The organism is Macrococcus lamae (genome assembly GCF_004359545.1).
Lineage (GTDB): Bacteria > Bacillota > Bacilli > Staphylococcales > Staphylococcaceae > Macrococcus > Macrococcus lamae.
Window position 1 is genome coordinate 97,674 of record NZ_SCWB01000003.1, and the last position, 20,140, is coordinate 117,813.

Annotated in this window: 18 protein-coding genes; 2 read left to right on the forward strand and 16 right to left on the reverse strand. The window is 40.6% G+C overall.

All coding sequences use genetic code 11. The annotated features are described in order from the left end of the window. Position 1: 1 nt before the first annotated feature. From hprK to ERX29_RS03090, 15 genes are all read right to left on the reverse strand, one after another. Positions 2–931: an HPr(Ser) kinase/phosphatase gene (gene hprK, locus ERX29_RS03020; RefSeq protein ID WP_133443206.1), complete on the reverse strand. Its 930-nt coding sequence runs from the start codon at positions 929–931 to the stop codon at positions 2–4. A 151-nt stretch (positions 932–1,082) separates the two neighbouring features. Continuing rightward, on the reverse strand, positions 1,083–3,920 hold the full coding sequence (gene uvrA, locus ERX29_RS03025; protein WP_133443207.1) for an excinuclease ABC subunit UvrA: 2,838 nt from the start codon (positions 3,918–3,920) through the stop codon (positions 1,083–1,085). Positions 3,921–3,924: 4 nt separating this feature from the next. Then, complete coding sequence (uvrB, locus tag ERX29_RS03030; RefSeq protein WP_133443208.1) at positions 3,925–5,904, reverse strand: excinuclease ABC subunit UvrB; 1,980 nt, start codon at positions 5,902–5,904, stop codon at positions 3,925–3,927. A 107-nt stretch (positions 5,905–6,011) separates the two neighbouring features. Beyond that, complete coding sequence (locus ERX29_RS03035) at positions 6,012–6,233, reverse strand: DUF2198 family protein (protein ID WP_133443209.1); 222 nt, start codon at positions 6,231–6,233, stop codon at positions 6,012–6,014. Further along, positions 6,230–6,874, reverse strand: a complete 645-nt coding sequence (locus ERX29_RS03040) for an HD domain-containing protein (protein ID WP_133443210.1) — start codon at positions 6,872–6,874, stop codon at positions 6,230–6,232. The genes ERX29_RS03035 and ERX29_RS03040 overlap by 4 nt, the downstream gene beginning before the upstream one ends. Continuing rightward, positions 6,874–7,413, reverse strand: a complete 540-nt coding sequence (locus ERX29_RS03045) for a TlpA family protein disulfide reductase (RefSeq protein ID WP_133443211.1) — start codon at positions 7,411–7,413, stop codon at positions 6,874–6,876. The genes ERX29_RS03040 and ERX29_RS03045 overlap by 1 nt, the downstream gene beginning before the upstream one ends. A 115-nt stretch (positions 7,414–7,528) precedes the next feature. Next, positions 7,529–7,987: a CHAP domain-containing protein gene (locus tag ERX29_RS03050; RefSeq protein ID WP_133443212.1), complete on the reverse strand. Its 459-nt coding sequence runs from the start codon at positions 7,985–7,987 to the stop codon at positions 7,529–7,531. A gap of 215 nt (positions 7,988–8,202) precedes the next feature. Beyond that, entirely contained in the window at positions 8,203–9,198 is a 996-nt protein-coding gene (locus ERX29_RS03055; protein ID WP_133443213.1) for a LysM peptidoglycan-binding domain-containing protein, read from the reverse strand. A 161-nt stretch (positions 9,199–9,359) separates the two neighbouring features. Next, the gene (gene cccB, locus ERX29_RS03060) at positions 9,360–9,677 is read right to left on the reverse strand and encodes a cytochrome c551 (RefSeq protein ID WP_133443214.1); all 318 of its coding nucleotides are present in this window, start codon (positions 9,675–9,677) and stop codon (positions 9,360–9,362) included. Between the two features lie 66 nt (positions 9,678–9,743). Next, a protein-coding gene (prfB, locus tag ERX29_RS03065; RefSeq protein WP_243719953.1) for a peptide chain release factor 2 occupies positions 9,744–10,845 on the reverse strand; the annotation gives its coding sequence in 2 pieces (ribosomal slippage) (positions 9,744–10,781 and positions 10,783–10,845; 1,101 coding nt in all). Between the two features lie 8 nt (positions 10,846–10,853). After that, positions 10,854–13,379: a preprotein translocase subunit SecA gene (secA, locus tag ERX29_RS03070; RefSeq protein ID WP_133443216.1), complete on the reverse strand. Its 2,526-nt coding sequence runs from the start codon at positions 13,377–13,379 to the stop codon at positions 10,854–10,856. Positions 13,380–13,574: 195 nt separating this feature from the next. Continuing rightward, a complete protein-coding gene (gene hpf / locus ERX29_RS03075; RefSeq protein WP_133443217.1) occupies positions 13,575–14,138 on the reverse strand; it encodes a ribosome hibernation-promoting factor, HPF/YfiA family in 564 nt (187 codons plus the stop codon). A 65-nt stretch (positions 14,139–14,203) separates the two neighbouring features. Then, entirely contained in the window at positions 14,204–14,680 is a 477-nt protein-coding gene (locus tag ERX29_RS03080; RefSeq protein ID WP_165981043.1) for a ComF family protein, read from the reverse strand. A 179-nt stretch (positions 14,681–14,859) separates the two neighbouring features. Next, complete coding sequence (locus ERX29_RS03085; protein WP_165981044.1) at positions 14,860–16,089, reverse strand: DEAD/DEAH box helicase family protein; 1,230 nt, start codon at positions 16,087–16,089, stop codon at positions 14,860–14,862. 81 nt (positions 16,090–16,170) lie between these two features. Continuing rightward, a complete protein-coding gene (locus ERX29_RS03090; protein ID WP_133443220.1) occupies positions 16,171–17,025 on the reverse strand; it encodes a DegV family protein in 855 nt (284 codons plus the stop codon). Positions 17,026–17,155: 130 nt separating this feature from the next. Here ERX29_RS03090 and ERX29_RS03095 point away from each other — a divergent pair, with 130 nt between their 5' ends. Then, the gene (locus ERX29_RS03095) at positions 17,156–17,788 is read left to right on the forward strand and encodes a YigZ family protein (protein ID WP_133443249.1); all 633 of its coding nucleotides are present in this window, start codon (positions 17,156–17,158) and stop codon (positions 17,786–17,788) included. On the opposite strand, the gene ERX29_RS03100 is transcribed toward ERX29_RS03095, so the two are convergent. Then, positions 17,783–18,835 carry a glycosyltransferase family 4 protein gene (locus ERX29_RS03100; protein ID WP_133443221.1) on the reverse strand — a complete coding sequence of 351 codons (1,053 nt, stop codon included), beginning with the start codon at positions 18,833–18,835 and terminating at the stop codon, positions 17,783–17,785. The two genes, ERX29_RS03095 and ERX29_RS03100, sit on opposite strands and share 6 nt — an antisense overlap. 168 nt (positions 18,836–19,003) lie before the next feature. Here ERX29_RS03100 and ERX29_RS03105 point away from each other — a divergent pair, with 168 nt between their 5' ends. Continuing rightward, a complete protein-coding gene (locus ERX29_RS03105) occupies positions 19,004–19,966 on the forward strand; it encodes an LCP family glycopolymer transferase (RefSeq protein ID WP_133443222.1) in 963 nt (320 codons plus the stop codon). Positions 19,967–20,140 lie beyond the last annotated feature (174 nt).

The window sequence follows — 20,140 nt, forward strand, 5'->3', positions numbered from 1 at the left end:
GTTAATTCCCCTTTAATGACTGACTTTTAATTTGTTCGTTAAGTCTATCGTTGAATTCTTCAGCCGTATTAACACCAAGTGCGTTCAAACGGTAGTTCATAGCAGCGACTTCAATAATGACTGCGAGGTTACGCCCCGGTCTGACAGGAATCGTCTTCTTTGTTATCTGTGAATCGAGTATGGTCAGTTTTTCTTCAATCAGTCCAACGCGGTCATACATTTTGTCTTTGTTCCATGTCTCAAGGTTGATATTAAGCATGACACGTTTCTCCTGAAGAATAGATCCTGCACCAAATAACGTCATGACGTTAATAATACCGAGCCCTCTGATCTCAAGCAGATGTTCAATAAGCTGGGGCGGTTTACCCATTAACACATTTTTTGAGATTTCCTTAATTTCAACGTTATCATCCGCAACGAGTCGGTGTCCTCTCTTAACTAGTTCCAAAGCAGTTTCACTTTTACCGACGCCGGAATCCCCGGTAATTAGTACACCAATACCGTAAACATCAACAAGCACACCATGCAGGCTTGTCTCAGGAGCAAGCTGAGTCTCAAGGTAGGACGTCAGTTTACTGATCAGACTAGTGGTCGCATCATCAGAAGAGAGAAGCGGCGTGCCTTTACGATCACAGGCAGCAATTAGTTCTTCAGGCGGTTCAATTCCTCTTGTAATAATGATACACGGTGTTTCTTTACGGCAAAGTTTATTCATTCTATCTACTTTATCTTCCTTGCTCAGCATTTCAAAGAAAGAAGTTTCCGTTGTTCCAAGCACTTGAATTCTATCAGAAGAATAATGCGAGAAGTAACCGGCCATTTCAAGTCCAGGTCTTGAAATGTCTGCATTCATCACCATTCGGTCAACACCTTGTTCACCAGCTCGTAATTTCAGTTTGAATTTCTTTATAATATCGCTACATGTAATCATGGAAACCCTCCGTACGTTCGATATCTTCATTCTAAATAACTTCCGGCTTAATTACAATGAAATGAAAAAGTAGAAATCGACAAAGAAAGAGGTCGGGTTAAGCAGCTCTTCTTTAAGAACTACTTTAGTTCCGACCTCTTTTTAATCAAGTTCAATTGAACTGCTTATGCATTCGCTCAACCAACTGTTTCAAATACATTCCGGTATATGACTCTTTAGTTTCCATAATAACTTCAGGAGTTCCTTCAGCAATAATCTGTCCACCACCAGAACCACCTTCTGGTCCTAGGTCAATAATGTAGTCAGCTGTCTTTATAACATCCAGATTATGCTCGATGATAATAACTGTGTCACCATTCTCAACAAGTTGATGCAATACTTTCAGCAATCTCGCTACATCGTCTACATGGAGACCTGTCGTCGGCTCATCCAGAATATACAGCGATTTGCCGTTGGATCGTCTATGGAGTTCAGATGCCAGCTTAACACGCTGTGCTTCACCACCTGACAATGTAGTCGCCGGTTGGCCGAGTTTAATGTATCCTAGACCAACATCAACAATTGTTTTCAATTTACGGTTGATCTTAGGGATGTTTTCAAAGAAATAATAGGCGTCTTCTACTGTCATATCCAGTACATCTGAAATATTTTTATCTTTATAAGTAACTTCCAGAGTTTCACGGTTATAACGCTTTCCGTCACATACTTCACATGGTACATACACATCAGGCAGGAAGTGCATCTCTATTTTAATGATACCGTCCCCGCGACATGCCTCACATCTTCCACCTTTAACATTGAAACTGAAACGACCTTTCTGATAGCCTCGGAGCTTCGCCTCGTTTGTCTGACTGAAAACATCACGAATATCATCAAATACGCCAGTGTACGTCGCTGGATTTGAACGTGGTGTCCGGCCGATCGGCGACTGATCGATGTCGATAATCTTCTCAATCTGCTCGACCCCTTCGATAGATCGATGTGGACCTGGTTTCGCTTTCGTCTTATACAGCTTCTGTGCAAGACCTTTATAAAGAACATCATTGACTAGAGTACTTTTACCCGAGCCGGAAACTCCTGTCACTACCGTCATCATACCAAGAGGAATGTCCACATCAACATTTTTCAAATTATTGCTTGATGCACCTCTTACAGAAATATAGCGTCCGTCAGATGTCCGTCGTTGCTCAGGCAGCTCAATTTTTTTCTTGCCGCTTAAATACTGCCCTGTCAGTGACTTCTTATCTTTCATGACTTGCTTCGGTGTTCCCTGCGAAACAATCTGACCTCCATGTACTCCTGCCCCTGGACCAATATCGATGAGATAATCAGCAGCAAGCATTGTATCTTCATCGTGTTCAACAACAATCAATGTATTACCCATGTCACGCATAGACTGTAACGTTGATATCAGGCGGTCATTGTCTCTTTGATGAAGTCCGATAGATGGCTCATCCAAAATATATAAGACCCCTGTCAATCTAGAACCGATTTGAGTGGCCAGACGAATACGCTGTGCCTCTCCCCCGGATAATGTTCCTGCCATACGATTTAAAGTTAGATATTCAAGACCGACATTATTTAAAAAGGATAATCGTTCTGTAATTTCCTTAAGAATTAAGTTTGAAATCATCTGTTCTTTCTCTGTTAATTCAAGCGATTTAAAATGGTTCACTGATTCACCGATTGAGCGGCGTACCGTCTGACCAATGTGCTCCTGATTGATCTTCACAGCCATTGCCTCTTTATTTAATCGATAGCCGTCACATGTTTCACACTTTTCATCCACCATATATTTGCGCATCTGTTCTCTTGTATATTCAGAAGGCGTCTCTTTGAAACGCCGCTCAATATTGTTGACGATTCCTTCAAATTTCATACTTCTTGTACGTGTTACACCATTATCCTGTTTAAACTTATAAGAAATATTATCTGGACCACCATATAGAATGATATGGCGATCTTTTTCAGGCAGCTTACTGAAAGGTTTTTTCATATCAATTTTATAATGTTTACATGTCTGTTTCAGCAGATTAGGATAATATTCGGAACTGATAGGCTGCCATGGTACTAAGGCACCGTCCTGCAGACTTTTGGACTCATCAGGGATAACCAGGCTGATGTCGACTGTCAGTTTTGTCCCTAAACCGTCACAATCCGGGCACGCGCCGAACGGACTGTTGAAAGAAAACATCCGTGGTTCCAGCTTATCGATGGAAAAACCACAGACTGGGCAGGCATGATGCTCGGAAAACTTGATTTCCTTCTCACCGATTACATCAATCAGCACGTTACCTTCAGCAAGATGCAGCGCATTCTCGATTGAATCAGCCAGTCTGCTTTCTATTCCTGGTTTTACTACAAGACGGTCAACGATGACATCTATATCATGGGCATGTGTTTTCGGGAGATCAATATCGTCTCCAATATCGTACATCTCATTATTAATTCTAAGACGTGCATAGCCTTTTTTAGAAATATCCTCAATCAATTTTTTATGTGTTCCTTTTCGGCCTCTCACAAGAGGTGCAAGCACCTGGATTTTTGTCCGTTCTTCCATACTCATGACATGATCGACCATCTGCTGAATCGTCTGTGATTCTATTTTGATATCATGTATTGGACAGTATGGTGTGCCGATTCGTGCATATAATAACCTTAAGTAGTCATAGATTTCAGTGACTGTCGCCACCGTACTTCTTGGATTATTACTCGTTGTTTTTTGATCGATGGAAATGGCCGGGGATAAACCTTCAATGGTATCCACATCCGGCTTGTCCATCTGACCTAAAAACTGTCTGGCATAGGCGCTGAGCGATTCTACATAGCGTCTTTGTCCTTCAGCATAGATAGTATCAAAAGCAAGACTCGATTTACCGGAGCCTGACAAACCTGTCATTACGACGAGTTTATCCCTCGGAATAGTAATATCGATATTTTTCAAGTTGTGAGCTCTCGCCCCTTTGACAACAATTTCTTTATTTTTCATGGTCTCACCCTTCAGCCTTAAGTTCAAACAAAATATCACGTAATTCAGTCGCACGCTCGAAATCAAGTGCTTTAGCCGCTTCTTTCATTTCGTGCTCAACACGTTCAATAGTCTGCTGGCGTTCTTTTTTCGATAATTTCTTCTTCGTCTTCTTCGGTGTGTCTGTTTCTTCAGTTTCAACAGTCGCACTGATCACATCACGAATTTTTTTGTTGATGGTCATTGGCGTGATGCCGTGCTTGATATTGTAAGCTTCCTGAGTTTCACGACGACGCTGCGTCTCTGAAATCGCAATTTCCATAGATCTTGTCACTTTATCAGCATACATGATGACTTTCCCTTGTTCGTTACGCGCTGCACGGCCGATTGTCTGAATTAATGAACGTTCTGAACGGAGAAAACCTTCCTTATCAGCGTCAAGGATGGCGACCAGTGATACTTCAGGAATATCCAGTCCTTCTCTTAACAAATTGATGCCAATCAATACGTCATAAACGCCCATTCGCAGGTCGCGGATGATTTCAATCCGTTCAAGCGTCTTGATTTCTGAATGAAGATAGTTGACTTTAACCCCAGCCTCTTTTAGGTAAGTCGTTAAATCTTCACTCATCTTCTTCGTAAGCGTCGTAATCAGTACGCGCTCATTCTTATCAACACGCTGCTGAATCTCTTCCATAAGATCATCAATCTGATGTTCAGATTTTCTGACTTCGATCATCGGATCAAGTAAACCAGTCGGCCTGATGATCTGCTCGACCATTTCATCCGTATGCTCAATTTCATATGGACCAGGTGTGGCTGAAACGTAGACAAATTGTTTCGCCTTCTTGTCGAATTCATCAAACGTCAGTGGTCGATTATCAAGTGCACTCGGCAGTCTGAATCCATGATCTACAAGGACGTTCTTTCTTGCTTGGTCGCCGTTATACATACCTCTTACTTGCGGTAGACTCACATGCGACTCGTCAATCATGACCAGCCAGTCGTCTCCGAAGTAGTCAAGGAGCGTATAAGGCGTTGACCCTTTCGGTCTTAACGTTAAATGAACAGAATAATTCTCGATACCTGAACAAAACCCCATCTCGCGCATCATTTCCAGGTCATAGTTAGTCCGCTGCTCAAGCCGCTGTGCTTCAAGCAGCTTATTCTCTGCTCGGAACACTTTAAGCTGTGCTTCAAGCTCACGTTCGATTCTTTCAATCGCAAGTTTCATCTTTTCCTCGCGGGTAACGAAGTGACTCGCCGGGAAAATAGCAAAGTGCTCGCGCTCCTTTAATACTTCACCTGTCAAATAATTAATTTCACGGATGCGTTCAATTTCATCGCCAAAAAACTCAATGCGTATACACTGCTCATCACGTGACGCCGGAAAAATTTCCACAACATCTCCTCTTACCCTGAATGTGCCGCGGTGGAAGTCTATGTCATTTCTCGTATACTGAATATCGACTAATTTTCTGAGCAGCTGATTGCGCTCTAGTTCCATACCAGTGCGGATACTGACCACCATGTCCTTATATTCTTCCGGATTACCAAGACCGTATATACAACTGACCGAAGAAATGACGATGACATCATTGCGTTCAAACAATGCACTGGTCGCCGAGTGCCGAAGTTTATCTATTTCATCATTGATAGATGCATCTTTCTCAATAAATGTATCGGTTGAAGGGACATAAGCTTCAGGCTGATAATAGTCATAGTAGCTCACGAAATATTCCACTCTATTGTCCGGAAAGAATTCCTTGAACTCACTGTATAACTGTCCCGCAAGCGTCTTATTGTGCGCAATGATCAATGTCGGTTTGCCTACCTGCTGAATCACATTACTCATCGTAAATGTTTTACCTGTTCCTGTCGCACCAAGGAGTGTCTGATGTCTCTTGCCTTCTTTGATACCTTTAACGAGTTTATTTATAGCTTCAGGCTGATCTCCTGAAGGCTGGAATTCTGACTGTATCTTAAATGGATGCTTTTCCATCATACCCCTCCCTTTTCTTATCTATTTTAACAAAATTCAATAACCAGGTACAAACATTTGTTCGTAGAAAAGAGCCCGGAAACATTTGTTGATTTCAATGTCCCAGACTCTTACTGTTCATGAAGTTGAAAGCGATCGACAACCAAATAACCAATAATCAGTGAAATGGTGTCTATAAAAACAATCATCTCTGAATGAAAGAAGCCTTTATATACGGATACCCCGATTACTATAGTCGCTAACAATAGACCTGTATATTTATTTCTGATAATCATACTGAATATGACAACCAACAGTGCCGGAAGAAATAAAGCAAGTAAATACCATGTCACTCTAAATCCTCCTCACCAAGTATTGAGTAGGTGATTTCTCGAAGTTCAGATCTTGGAATGAATTTCTCTTCCAGCATTTCAGGAAGAATATGATTTAAAAAATCCTGGACAGAAACGAGATGGTCAAACTGTATAATGGTCTTCAGGCTTTTCTCGTAAATTTCAAAAAACAGCGGCTCAGGATTACGCTTTTGGATCTCACCGAATGATTCATACAGCAGATCGATCTTATCAGCGACTGACAAAATCTGACCTTCAAGTGTATCATCCTTTCCTTCCTGCAGCCGCTCGCGGTAAATCTCCTGATACTCAGCTGGAAATTCTGTTTCAATGAATTTACTGATCATCTGTTCTTCAACTTCGTTAAAAAGCTGCTTCAGTTCTTTGGAAGCATATTTGACCGGCGTTTTAATGTCTCCTGTAAAAATTTCCGGATAATCGTGATTTAACGCTTTTTCATAAAGTCTTTTCCAGTTGATTTCATTGCCATTATATTCTTCAACAGTACCGAGGTACTGTGCAATTTTTGTCACTTTGAATGAATGACTGGCTACGTTATGGTCCTGATATTTAAATTTCCCTGGACAACGCACGAGTTTTTCCAGGTCAGACAAACTTTTGAAATATTGATGGACTCCCATTAGTTCCCCTCCTCTATCTGCTGGATTAGTGCATTTAATTTCTGTTCATTCATTTCTCCTAAATATGTTTTCAGCACTTTTCCATTATTATCAACAAAAAGTGTCGTAGGTAAATTATTGATTTTATATTGCTTTCGTACAGTGGCATCTGCTGTCAGCATCGGATAGTCGGCATGATATTTTTTTATGAAAGCATCACGGTTCTTATGTTCATCCTGGATGTTCATCCCAATGACCTGGATATGGTTAGGTTTCTGATGATAATAATTAACCAGCTCCGGCATTTCTCTGTTACATGGTTCACACCACGATGCCCAGAAGTTAATGATATTGATATCACCCGTAAGTAATTTACTCAGTACCTGACTTTGACCTGTCTTGTCTACCACTTTCATTTGATCGATATTCCTGCCATTTAGATAGTGGGGATGACCTGCGACACTAGTTGACTGGTCGTCAAAAGTCATTACGCGCCACACACTGTAGCCGGCTGTCAGCAGAAGTGCTGCGCTTAGTAACACAACTATGAAACGTTTCATGAAGATCCTCCAAATGTAATATGGTTACATTATAACAATGAACAAAGAATTAGCACTATCTTAATGAACAAAAAACTACAGCAACTGACAATTGTCAGCTGCTGCTGTTTTTTTGCTAATAGATGTATTGGTAAGAAGATACATTTGAGCGATATACTGTTCGGTATGTCTTAACACCCTGTCTCGGAAAATTCATCTCAGACACTAATATATTTCCATTTTTATAAACGCGTTCTACGACAGCTACGTGACCGTAATAACCTGATTTTGAGACCATTACAGAGCCATATACCGGTTTTCTTCTGACTGTATAACCAGAACGTGCGGCATTTGTTGCCCAGTTTCTCGCATTTCCCCATCTATTAGACACATAACGACCCATTTGTGCACGACGGTTAAATGCATAATACACACAAGAACCCCATGAATAATAATTGGCAGCTTTATATTTGATTGGATTTCTATAAACAGCGGCTTCCGCCTCATTGGATACTTTTATGGGTGAAACATGCAGCTCATCTGCAATTGTGAATAATACGATTAAAGTTAATAAAGTCAGAATAATCTTTTTCATGTCTTCTGTTCTCCTTTAATTTCTTTTGCAAAAAAATCATAACATAACAAAAGTAAGAGTAAACTAATGTTATGGTTTTGTAATATAAGTGTTATCTCAATCCATTAAAACTGTCGAACTGTTACAGAGAAGAAAACTGTCTGCTAAATAATGTCAAAAAAAATGAAGACATCTCAATTAGATGTCTTCATTACTTTTAATAGAATATTTACGTTCTAATATCTGTAGTAGCCTGTAACTGAACCACTCACATAGTTCACTGGACGCTGTTTAATACCTTCAGATGGATTAAGTGCATCAACCATCTGTCCGTTACCAACATAAACACCGACGTGTGATCCGCCATTAAAGAATACCAGGTCTCCTGGTTGTGGTGCAGAAACTTGAGTACCTGCTGCCATCTGGCTGTACGTTGTACGTGGAATTGATTTACCCATAGAAGCCATTACTTGCTGCGCAAATGCTGAGCAGTCTACAGCTGATGCAGAATTAGCACCATATACATATGATTTACCACTTGCTACGCCATTTGCGACACTTGATACATTACCACTGACTGGAGTAGTTGCTGGTGCTGCTTGTTGTGACTGTGTATAAGTAGGTTGTGACTGTGTATTAGCTCTATTATACGTATTCGCTGTGCTAGTTTCTGTTCTGCTTGCTGGAGCAGCAGCTCGCTCTGTTCTGTATGTTGTTGCCGTTTGTACATTATTTTCAGCTGCAGGAGCTTCCTGTACAGCAGATGTCGTGCGAGAAATTTGTCTGACTGCCGTTGTTCTTCCTGCTTCGACTGGTGCTTTGACAGGAGCAGCTGCTGCGATAGCAGGTTTTGCTTGTGATCTGTTTTCGTTAAAACCTTTTTCAGAAACGATGATTTTCTTACCAACTGTTAAACCTTCAGATGAAAAGTTATTCCATTTTTTAAGATCATCAGTGCTGACTTCAAATTTTTCGGCGATTGCTTTTAAAGTATCACCGGATTTAACAACGTAGAAATCTTTAGATTCTACTTTGATTTTATCGCCAGCTTTGATTAAGTCGCCGGATAATTGGTTAAGTTCTTTTAATTCTGAGACTGAAGTGCCATTTTCTTTAGCGATAGCCCATAATGTATCACCGGATTTTACTTCGTAATCACTTGCCTGTGCTTGGACTGTTGCTATACCTGTGATAGCTGTCACTGCAGCTGCAGTAAATAATGTTTTCTTCATAATTAAAAAATCCTCCTATAGTTTAACAGATGTAACGTTCGTTACGATTCGTTTATAACTATAACACAGAGGATTTTTTAAGTTGCGGTTGTAATATTTTTGTAATCTAAACGTCACTGCCTGTCAATACATTTAAAATTTCTCTATTTTCAGAAAACAACTTACTTCTGCTTAGCGAGATAGTCAGCAATCTGTTCTGCTTCCTTACCTTCCGCCTGCCCTTTTGGCATAGCCCCTTTACCGTTTTTTATAATATTAAGAATTTGTTCTTTTGAATATTTGCTGCCGATTTTCTGTAAGTTAGGGCCGCTTGCTCCTTCCATGTCTTTGCCATGGCAACCCACACAAGTATTCTGCTGAAATGCTGTTTTACCTGGATCAGCTGATGAGGTATTCTCTGTCTGTTTAGACTGCTCTCCGCCACATGCGGCTAATAATAATGCCGAACTGAAAAGAAGTGCAGATAATTGTTTTTTCAAAGTAACTCCCCCTTTGTATAGTTATACCAAAGAACCATGCCGATTAAACGACATGGTTCATCATTATTAAATTTGACTTTTTAAATAGGCATCAATAAACAATGATATATCTCCGTCCATGACTGCACTTGTATTTCCTGTTTCGGCATTCGTCCGGTGATCTTTGACCATCGAATATGGGTGGAAGACATATGAACGTATTTGAGAGCCCCAGCCAATTTCCTTCTGCTCTCCTCGTATGGCAAGCATTTCTGCTTCCTGCTCTTCAATTTTACGTTGATAGAGCTTCGCCTTCAGCATCTTCATCGCCTGTTCACGGTTTTTAATCTGTGACCGTTCATTTTGACACGTGACGACAACACCTGTTGGTTTATGTGTGATGCGGACAGCAGAATCGGTCGTGTTGATATGCTGACCACCTGCACCACTGGCACGATACGTATCGATATTCAAATCTTCAGTGTTGATTTCAATCTCGATATTATCGTTATCAAACTCCGGTGTCACTTCACATGACGCAAATGATGTATGTCGCCGCCCTGAAGAATCAAATGGCGAAATACGGACTAAGCGGTGTACGCCCTTTTCTGCCTTTAGATAGCCATAGGCATTATGTCCCTTAATCAATAACGTCACACTTTTAATTCCTGCTTCGTCGCCAAGCAGGTAGTCCACTGTCTCTACTTTGAATCCTTGTTTCTCACTGAAACGCTGATACATGCGGAGCAGCATCGCTCCCCAGTCCTGTGACTCTGTACCACCTGCGCCGGGATGAAGTTCAAGAATCGCATTGTTCGCATCATGTTCACCATTCAGCAGCAGCTTCAGTTCAAACTGATCGACTGATTCTTTAAGTGCAATCAGCTGCTCACTGATTTCTTGTTCCATATCGTCGTCTGGTTCTTCTTTGACCATCTCGACCATCACTTCAACATTTTCTTTCTCCTCAGTCAGCCTGCGATATCCGCCCACTACTTCCTTCAAGGCATTACTTTGATTGATAATGTCCTGAGCTTTGCTCGAGTCATTCCAGAAGTCAGGATCAGCCATCATCTCATCAAATTCCTGAATATTTGTCTCTTTTTCTTCTAAGTCAAAGAGACCCCCTGAATGATTGTAATTTCTCTTCTAATTCTGCTAATCTGTTTTTTATTTCAAATGGTTCCATAGCTGTTCCTACTCTCTACCGTGACAATTTTTATATTTTTTCCCGCTGCCACAAGGACACGGGTCATTTCTGCCGATTTCCGGCTCGCTTTGTTTCGGTTGTTTTTTAACCTTCTCTTTGCCGTCATTCGCAAGCATCGCTTCGCCTTTAGCCACCTGCTCACGCTCTACCTGCTCGTCTTTGTCGATAACTGACTTCAAGATATATTTAGATACATCATCTTCAATATCTTCAAGCATACCTTCAAACATACTTAAACCTTCATTCTGATATTCACGCAGCGGGTTGATCTGTCCATATGACCGCAGGTGAATTCCTGTACGGAGCTGATCCATCGTATCGATGTGGTCAGTCCACTTCATATCGATAGTACGTAATAGAATCATGCGTTCAAATTCACGCATCTGTTCACCGAGCATCTCTTCCTGAGAAGCATACTGTTGATCGATATGATTCATTACCACCTTGAAAATATCATCTTTATCCCGGCGGGCGATTTCTTCTTCTTTTAATTCTCCTTCAGAAATATACATATCTTCAACAAAATTAATGAATGCCTTATACTCATGCTCATCTTCATCGAGAATGAAATGGCCGTTGACTGCACGTCGTACGGATTCCTCAATCATAGAGCGGACTTGTTCAGAGCAGTCTTCCTGTTCAAGAATGTCATTACGTTCCTTATAGATGATTTCACGCTGTTTACGCAGCACATCATCATATTCAAGAACTCGTTTACGGCTGTCATAGTTATTCCCTTCCACTCGTTTTTGAGCAGATTCCACAGCACGTGACACCATTTTTGATTCTATTGGTGCTTCGTCATTCATACCAAGACGCGACATCATCGTCTGCATTCTTTCTGAACCGAATCGCACCATTAATTCATCCTGCAGTGATAAATAGAACCGACTGAAACCAGGGTCTCCTTGACGTCCGGAACGACCACGGAGCTGATCGTCGATTCGTCGTGATTCATGACGCTCAGTACCGATGACAGCAAGGCCACCAAGTTCAACTACACCGTCGCCAAGCTTGATATCTGTTCCTCGTCCAGCCATGTTTGTCGCGATAGTGACTGCTCCGCGCTGTCCTGCATTCGCTACAATCTCTGCTTCACGTTCATGGTTTTTAGCATTCAGTACATTATGTCGAATGCCACGCTTTTTGAGTAAGCCTGAAATATATTCACTTGTTTCAACGGCAACAGTACCGAGCAGTACGGGCTGACCCACTTTATGCCGTGAAATCACTTCTTCGACAACCGCAGCAAGTTTGCCTTTTTCTGACGCAAAGATTAAATCAGCATTGTCGAGCCTTGCCACTGGTTTGTTCGTCGGAATCTGAGTAACAACCATATTATAAATGCTGACGAACTCTTCTTCTTCGGTTTTTGCCGTACCTGTCATACCTGACAGTTTGTTATACATACGGAAAAAATTCTGGAACGTTATAGAAGCCATTGTCTTAGATTCATTTTGAATCTCAACGCCTTCTTTTGCTTCAATCGCCTGGTGAACACCGTCAGAGAAACGACGACCTGGCATCGTACGACCGGTGAACTGATCGACGATGACGATTTCACCGTCCTGAACGACGTAATCCACGTTATTCAGCATTGAGCGGTGTGCCTTTAATGCAATGTTAATATGATGCATCAATGTGACATTTTTTACATCATATAAGTTTTCGACCTTAAACATCTTCTCAGCTTTATCAATTCCTGTTTCAGTCAGTTGAATGCCTTTTGTCTTCTCGTCGTAATTGTAATCGACTTCATCTTTCAGCATCTTGACAAAAACATTTGCCTGAACATAGAGACCAGTTGACTTTTCAGCCTGTCCGGAGATAATCAGCGGCGTACGTGCTTCATCGATCAGAATAGAATCGACCTCATCGATAATAGCGAAGTTGAGCGGGCGCATGACGCGCTCTTCAGAATATGTCACCATATTATCTCTCAAGTAATCGAACCCAAGTTCATTGTTAGTGCTGTAAGTGATGTCGCAGCTGTAGGCATCACGTTTTTCCTGTGTTGATTTGCTGTTTAAATTGACGCCGACGGATAGACCTAGGAAGTTGTATAACTGCCCCATTTCTTCCGCTTGAGTACTTGATAAATATTCATTGACTGTGACGACGTGTACACCGCGTCCAGTTAATGCATTTAAATAGACAGGCATTGTCGCAGTCAATGTTTTACCTTCCCCGGTTTTCATTTCAGCAATGTCACCGCGGTGAATGACCGTTCCACCCATAATCTGCACAGGATGCGGAAAAAGACTTAATACACGTAGTGCAGCTTCACGAACAAGCGCAAATGCTTCCGGTAAAATCTGATCGAGATATTTTTCCTGCTCTTTATAATCTGTGATTCCTTTTAAGTCATTTTGATATTTGACTGTCATACTTCTAAGTTCTTCATCTGACATTGCTGCCATTTGTTCTTTATAGGATTCAACCTGATCTGCAGTCTTGGATAAAGATTTTACATCGCGTTTAGAACCGTCAAACATCTTCTTAATAAATCCCATGCTGTTCTCTCCTTTAATTACGAAAAACTATCGTCTACAACTTCTAATAATATCATTTATTGCCTGCATATAAAAATATTTAAAAACATGATTTCAGTTTTCATAACAATTTACTGAGGTAAGCAGCGCGGTATGCAGCTGTTCCACTGCTCAGACAACAAAAAAACCTCACAATGTTGTGAGGTAAATCTCATTTCACACTTCTGTTGATGTCTCAATCAATCCATACTTACCATCATTACGACGGTATACGATGTTAGTACCATTAGTTTCTGCATCGTTGAAGATAAAGAAATCATGTCCGAGCATGTTCATCTGCAGTACCGCCTCTTCTGAATCCATCGGTTTAAGATCGAACTGCTTGGAACGGATAATCTCAATATCATCATTACCGTCTTCCTCAACAAGGTCTGTATCAGGCAGACTTGGAAAGACATCTTTTTCTACACCTTTTTCACGGAACTTGCGATTTACTTTTGTTTTATGCTTACGCACTTGTCTTTCAAGTTTTTCTACAATCAGATCAACTGCAGCATATAGGTCTGCATGTCTCTCTTCCGCACGTAATGTCAGATTTTTTAATGGAATGGTCACTTCGACTTTTGCTTTAGAATCTTGGTAAGTCTTAATCTTTACATGGGCATTCGCATCAGGCACCTCTGTAAAGTAACGCTCAAGCTTACTCAATTTCTCTTCAATATAATTGCGGATAGCATCTGTCACAGTAATATTATCACCGTGAATCTCATATCTGAACATATTGCATCGCTCCTTCTGAAACCAATTTCTATGATGTTTCTTCCTGCTTTTATTTTACCAAATATTCAGACTCTTGCAAATGTTAACACCTTTACTTCTGTGACATTTTCATTTCTGAGAACTTCTGCAGCCCGGTGTACTGTAAGTCCAGTCGTATATATATCATCAATGAGAAGTACGCGTTTTGCTATCTCCCCTTCTATATAGAAAGGATTGCTGTCTTTCAACCGCTCTACCTTTGTCAGACCAGCCTGTTTTGCCCGATGTTTCGTCTTAAGTGGCGTTTGAAACGTTATTCCTGTTCTCTTGACTACTTCAGCCATATGGTCAAATCCTCTTTCATGAATCTTCTCACTGCTCGATGGAAGAGGAATGACCATATCATAATCCAATCTTTTGATATGCGGTTTGAAGAATCGGGCGAAAACTTCAGCAAGTACGATGTCTTTTCTGAATTTATATTTATAAATCAGCTGCCTGGTCCAGTCATCATAATCATATAGACAGATTATATCGTCAAGCGGCAAAAAAAGCTCTTTCATAAACAGGCAGTCAATACAGCTCTCTTCATCGGGAAGTAATTTCTTATTGCAATGACTGCACCGTCTTACCTGTTCATAGTTGAATTTTCTGCTGCAGTCATCGCACATGATAGGTTCTTGCGAAAAATATGTTCTAAATGACAATTCTTCTATATATTCTTTAAGGCAGATGAGACATATCACTTGATCCACCCCAGGCTGACAGCTGCATGATTCATCCGCTGTATTTCTTTCACTGCTTTTTGCATACTTGAAGAAACACCATTATGAAAGAATACCACTTCTCCCTTATAAGGATCACGCTTACGGTCAACCCTGCCGGCCATCTGTATCAGACATTCACTGGTGAAGCTCCCTGCATCAATGACCCAGACATCAAGTCCAGCCTTCGTAAATCCGCGTTCAAGGATTGATGTTGTAAAAACGATCAAGTGATGACCTGCTCTGATCTGGTCCACTTTTTCATGTCTAAGGGCGTCATCAGCATATACTGTCACAGGGTTAAAATTTTTATAGACTTCACCGGCTGTCTCCATTTCCCGGATATTATTAAAGAATAGGAGCAGTGTACCTTTTGTCCTCTGTTGGAGACGCGCAGATAGCCCACCTTTCAACACTGTTTTGATAGACAAATACTTAAAGGAAGGGACTGGCAGCGGTCGTCCATGATAGCGGGCCGGCAATGTAATAATGTCATGAGGATTAAATTGCTGAATTAAACGCTTCGGTGGTGTCGCAGTCAAATAGATGATTGTTGAAACCGGCGTGGCCGCTCTATGAATACAACTCATCAATCGGTCATCCATCGGTAAAGGGAAGGCATCCACTTCGTCCACGACAATCAGACTGAAATGATGAAAGTAACGATAGAGCTGTTGAACGGTACAGATGACAAAAGTACTGTTATACGTCAACGGATGTCCTTCGTATAAGACATCAATGTCAGCAGTAAAGTAGCTTGTCATTCTCAAATACAGTTCTTTAACTACATCGACCCTTGGTGAGACAAGTGCTACGTTCATTCCTATTGACCGAGCGCTCTGAATGCCCTTTAAAATCATCTCTGTTTTACCTGCACCTGTTACTGCATGAAGCAGTCGTTTTCCTCCTGTCTTGACCGCTTCATCAATCATTTCAGATGCATATTGCTGCTGCTCAGTCAGTTCAAAGTCAAGATGACACTCCAGATTCTCTGGAAGAGACGGTATTTCTGTCAATTGATAATAGGTTTCTGTTGTCGACCATGTCATCATAATGCAGTTTCTGCAATAAGTAATCTCTTGTTTAAAGTGATGACTGTAATAAGTATGGAACAGCTGCTGATTTTCATTTTGGCAGATTGTGCATTTAAAACCCTTATCTATAACTACACCTTTCACTCCATCAATTCCTGTTTCAAATAAACTCATCATGTCCTCCCATAAAAAAACAGCACACTTAATAAAGTGTGCTGTCTGTCATATAAAATTTAAATAAAACAGATGATTCCATTAAAAGTTCAGACGTCGCTTTGTAACGCCGAACCCTAATGCTTTTTCTCCTAAGTGCGTACCAATCACCGGACCGAATTCAGTTAAGATCCATTTAATTTCAGGATGTTCAGCTTCAAGCTTCGTAAGCCAGACACGTGCAGTCTGTTCATCATTTGCGTGAATAATACAAGCTGTCACTTCTTCAGCATCACCGATAAATTCTTCGATCAACATTTCAATTTCATTCATGGCTTTCTTCTTCGTACGGACTTTCTCAAACGGTATAATTTTAGTATCCTTGAACTTCAAAATAGGCTTTACCTGCAGCATACTGCCGATAATGACTTGAGCACTGCTCAATCGTCCACCTTTTTGAAGATTTCTTAAATCGTCTACAAGAAAATAAGCAGTCGTCTCCTCTTTCATCGCTGCAAGTTCTATCATGATTTCTTCCACTGAATGATTATTCTTCATTTCACTCGCGCGCAGCGCAAAAAAACCTTGCGGCGTACATGAAATTTCTGAATCAAATGCATGAACATTAATGCCTTCAACCATCATCCCAGCTGCAATCGCTCCCTGGTAGGTACCACTGATGCCGCTTGATAAATGAACAGCGATGACATCCGTAATTCCTTGAGCCAGCAACCGCTGCAGCAGCTTAACATAATCTCCGATTGCAGGCTGGCTGGTCGTCGGAAGTTCTTTCTCAGTTTTCATCCGTTGATAAAATTCGACGCTTGAGATTTCTTTAATCTCACGATAAGGTACATCATCAAATAATACACTGAGCGATATGATATGAATGCCTTTCTCTACTGCAAGCTGTTCAGGCAAATATGCCGTAGAATCTGTAACAATTGCAATGCTCATGCCATTCCTCCTTACCTTCCCCACATTTCCATAATACCACGTTGCCATAAAAAATAAAGTGCTGATCATTGTATCATTAAAAGGCATTGACTATACTGATAATGACAAGCTGACTAAAGGAATGATTAATATGTCTGAGAACTATATTACGATTAAAAATGAATTAGAATATGAACAGATCATCAATAAATCACGGTTTATCACTGTGTTATATCCGGTCTTCTCAGAAGAAGAAGCAAAAGAATATCTTTCGCAGATTAAAACACAGCACAAGAGCGCCAATCATCACTGTTCTGCATATACAATCGGTTCCGAACATCAAATTCAAAAAGCAAATGATGACGGGGAACCGTCAGGAACTGCAGGTATCCCAATGCTGGAAACATTGAAGAAAGAAAATATTCATAATGTGATTGCCATTGTTATCCGTTATTTCGGCGGTGTCAAGCTGGGTACAGGTGGATTAATTCGCGCTTATCAATCGAGTGTCTCTGAAGCAATCAAACAGTCAGGTAAAGTCAGCATGCAGCTTGCCGAACGCTATCTTGTCACTGTAAATTATGAACAGACTGGAAAATTTGAGCATCATATTGAGCAGACTTCTTATAAAGTCATTGATCAGTCTTATACAGATAAAGTGATTTATACAGTACATGTCATTGCTGACCAAGCAGAAGCATTTCAAGTATTCGTCAGCAATCAGACAAATGGTCAGGCAGAAATAAAAAAAGAAGCATCATTAATGCTTCCCTTTGAGTTATGATGACTTCCTGAAAATTCTAGAATAAATATTCAACAGTGGGCGATAATCTTCATCGACCAAACCTGTAAGTTCAACAATCATTTCAATAGTGATCAATATCATCACTCCTATCAGCACTGACCCCCAGTTGGTCGATAAATAGAGGATGATTGAAGCAATACTGAACAATATGGCGATAGAATAAATAAGAATAACCGTCTGAGGATGCGTGTATCCAAGCTCCAGCAGCTTATGATGCAGATGCGATTTATCCGCCTGCATAATAGGTTTTCCCTGGCGGTAACGTCTGATCATCGCTACAAGCATGTCAATGAACGGCACCGCCAGTATAATGATTGGGAAAAACAACGAAATCAAAGTGATATTTTTAAACCCCAGCAGACTAAGAACACCGATAATATAGCCGAGCATCAACGCACCATTATCGCCAAGAAAAATTTTTGCGGGATAGAAATTATAACGAATAAAGCCTATCAGTGACCCAATCAGAACACTGCAGATCATCATTATAAAAATGTTCTGCTGCAGTATCGAAATAAAGCCAATCGTACATAATGCAATAAGCGATACACCGGCAGCCAGACCATCTAATCCATCAATAAGGTTAATAGCATTCGTTACAGCAACAATCCAGATAATCGTCACTGGTATACTTAAAATGCCAAACTCAATGATAAAACCAAACGGCAATGTGATGAGATCAAGCGTAATTCCATGGTAAACGACGATAGAACTGATTGCAATCTGACCAATTAGCTTGACGATAGGTCGTAAATCATAGAGATCATCAATGATTCCGAGCAGATTGATTAAAATTGCTCCTATGACAATCGGTATAAATTCTCGTTCAACTGGATGGCCGATGACGAGTCCTATTAAAAAGGAAATCAGTAAGACTACTCCACCGAGCATTGACACTGGAACTGTATGGACTTTACGTATATTAGGTTTATCAAGTGCTCCAAGAGCGGGAGAAATCCTGATGATAAGCGGTGTTATTATAAATGAGATAACAGCCGTTAAGAGAATTAATTGTAATGTAAACATAGGCCACCCCAAGGTTCAAATTCTTATTTAATATAGCATAATAATATCTATTTAGATATTATTTTTGTGCATAGGACACTGCGGCAGATTGACGAAAAACGGTATTTGATACATAATAATACGGTTAATACAAATATCATTATTTGATTGTAGAAATGAGGGTTTATCATGAGTACGCGGGCAAGAAAAAAAACCTATCGCCAGCTCGGCACAATTTTACTTGTACTCTTCATGACGACATTACTTGCAGTAGCCATGCTCTTTGTATATATCTTTTTTCAGTTTAAAAATACTGCAGATTCAATGCAGGACCCTAAATACTCAAGGACATCATCTGCTATGCGTCCTACCGATCTTAACTTAAATACGGGTCAGCCGGTTTCAATGGTTTTATTCGGACTTGATTCAGATGAAGGTCGTGCCATGCGTCAGGAAGGCAGACGTTCAGACACCATTATTCTAGCGACATTAAATCCTCAGAACCAAAAAATGACATTGCTGAGTGTACCACGTGATACCCAGGCTGAAATCGTCGGACACGGAACAACTGAAAAGATTAATCATGCTTATGCATACGGTGGTCCTAAAATGGCGATAGATACTCTTGAAAAGTACTTCAATATGCCGATCGATTATTATGCAAGTGTAGATATGGATGATTTTGTCTTCATCATCGATAATATCGGGGGTATCAATGTTGTCAGCCCCCATACATTTACTTATGATAAGTATCATTATGCTGCCGGAGAAACTTACCGGATGAACGGTAAAGAAGCGCTGGCATTCGCTAGAAGTCGTAAAGAAACAGGGGCGATGGGTGATGAAGGACGCCAGGTCAGACAGCAAGTCATCCTCAACGCTATTACAAAGAAACTGCTGAGCATTGAATCCGTCCCCTATTTCAATGAAGTTTTAAAAACAATCAGTCATAGTGTCACAACGAACGTCGCATTCCAGGACGTAAATAAATTCCGCAAATACTATGCTCCTGCGCTTGGCTCGATTGAAAAGCTTTCATTGAACGGTACTAATGAAATTGGTGATGATGGTCTCTGGTACTTTATACCGAGCGATGAAGCTAAAGATGACATCGAAACAAGAATGAAGAACAACTTAGGTATTTCATCGTAACCAGGAGGCTGGGACAACATTGAAAGTCATTCTTCGTAAAAGAACACAAAAACTTTTCCTGCAGGAGTCGCCGTGTATCGTTTTCGAAGAAACCTGGACTTTTGTCCCAGTCTTCTTTTTCATAACATCTCTAAATTCAAGTTGCAAGGACAGCAGTCATATAGAAATATAAAG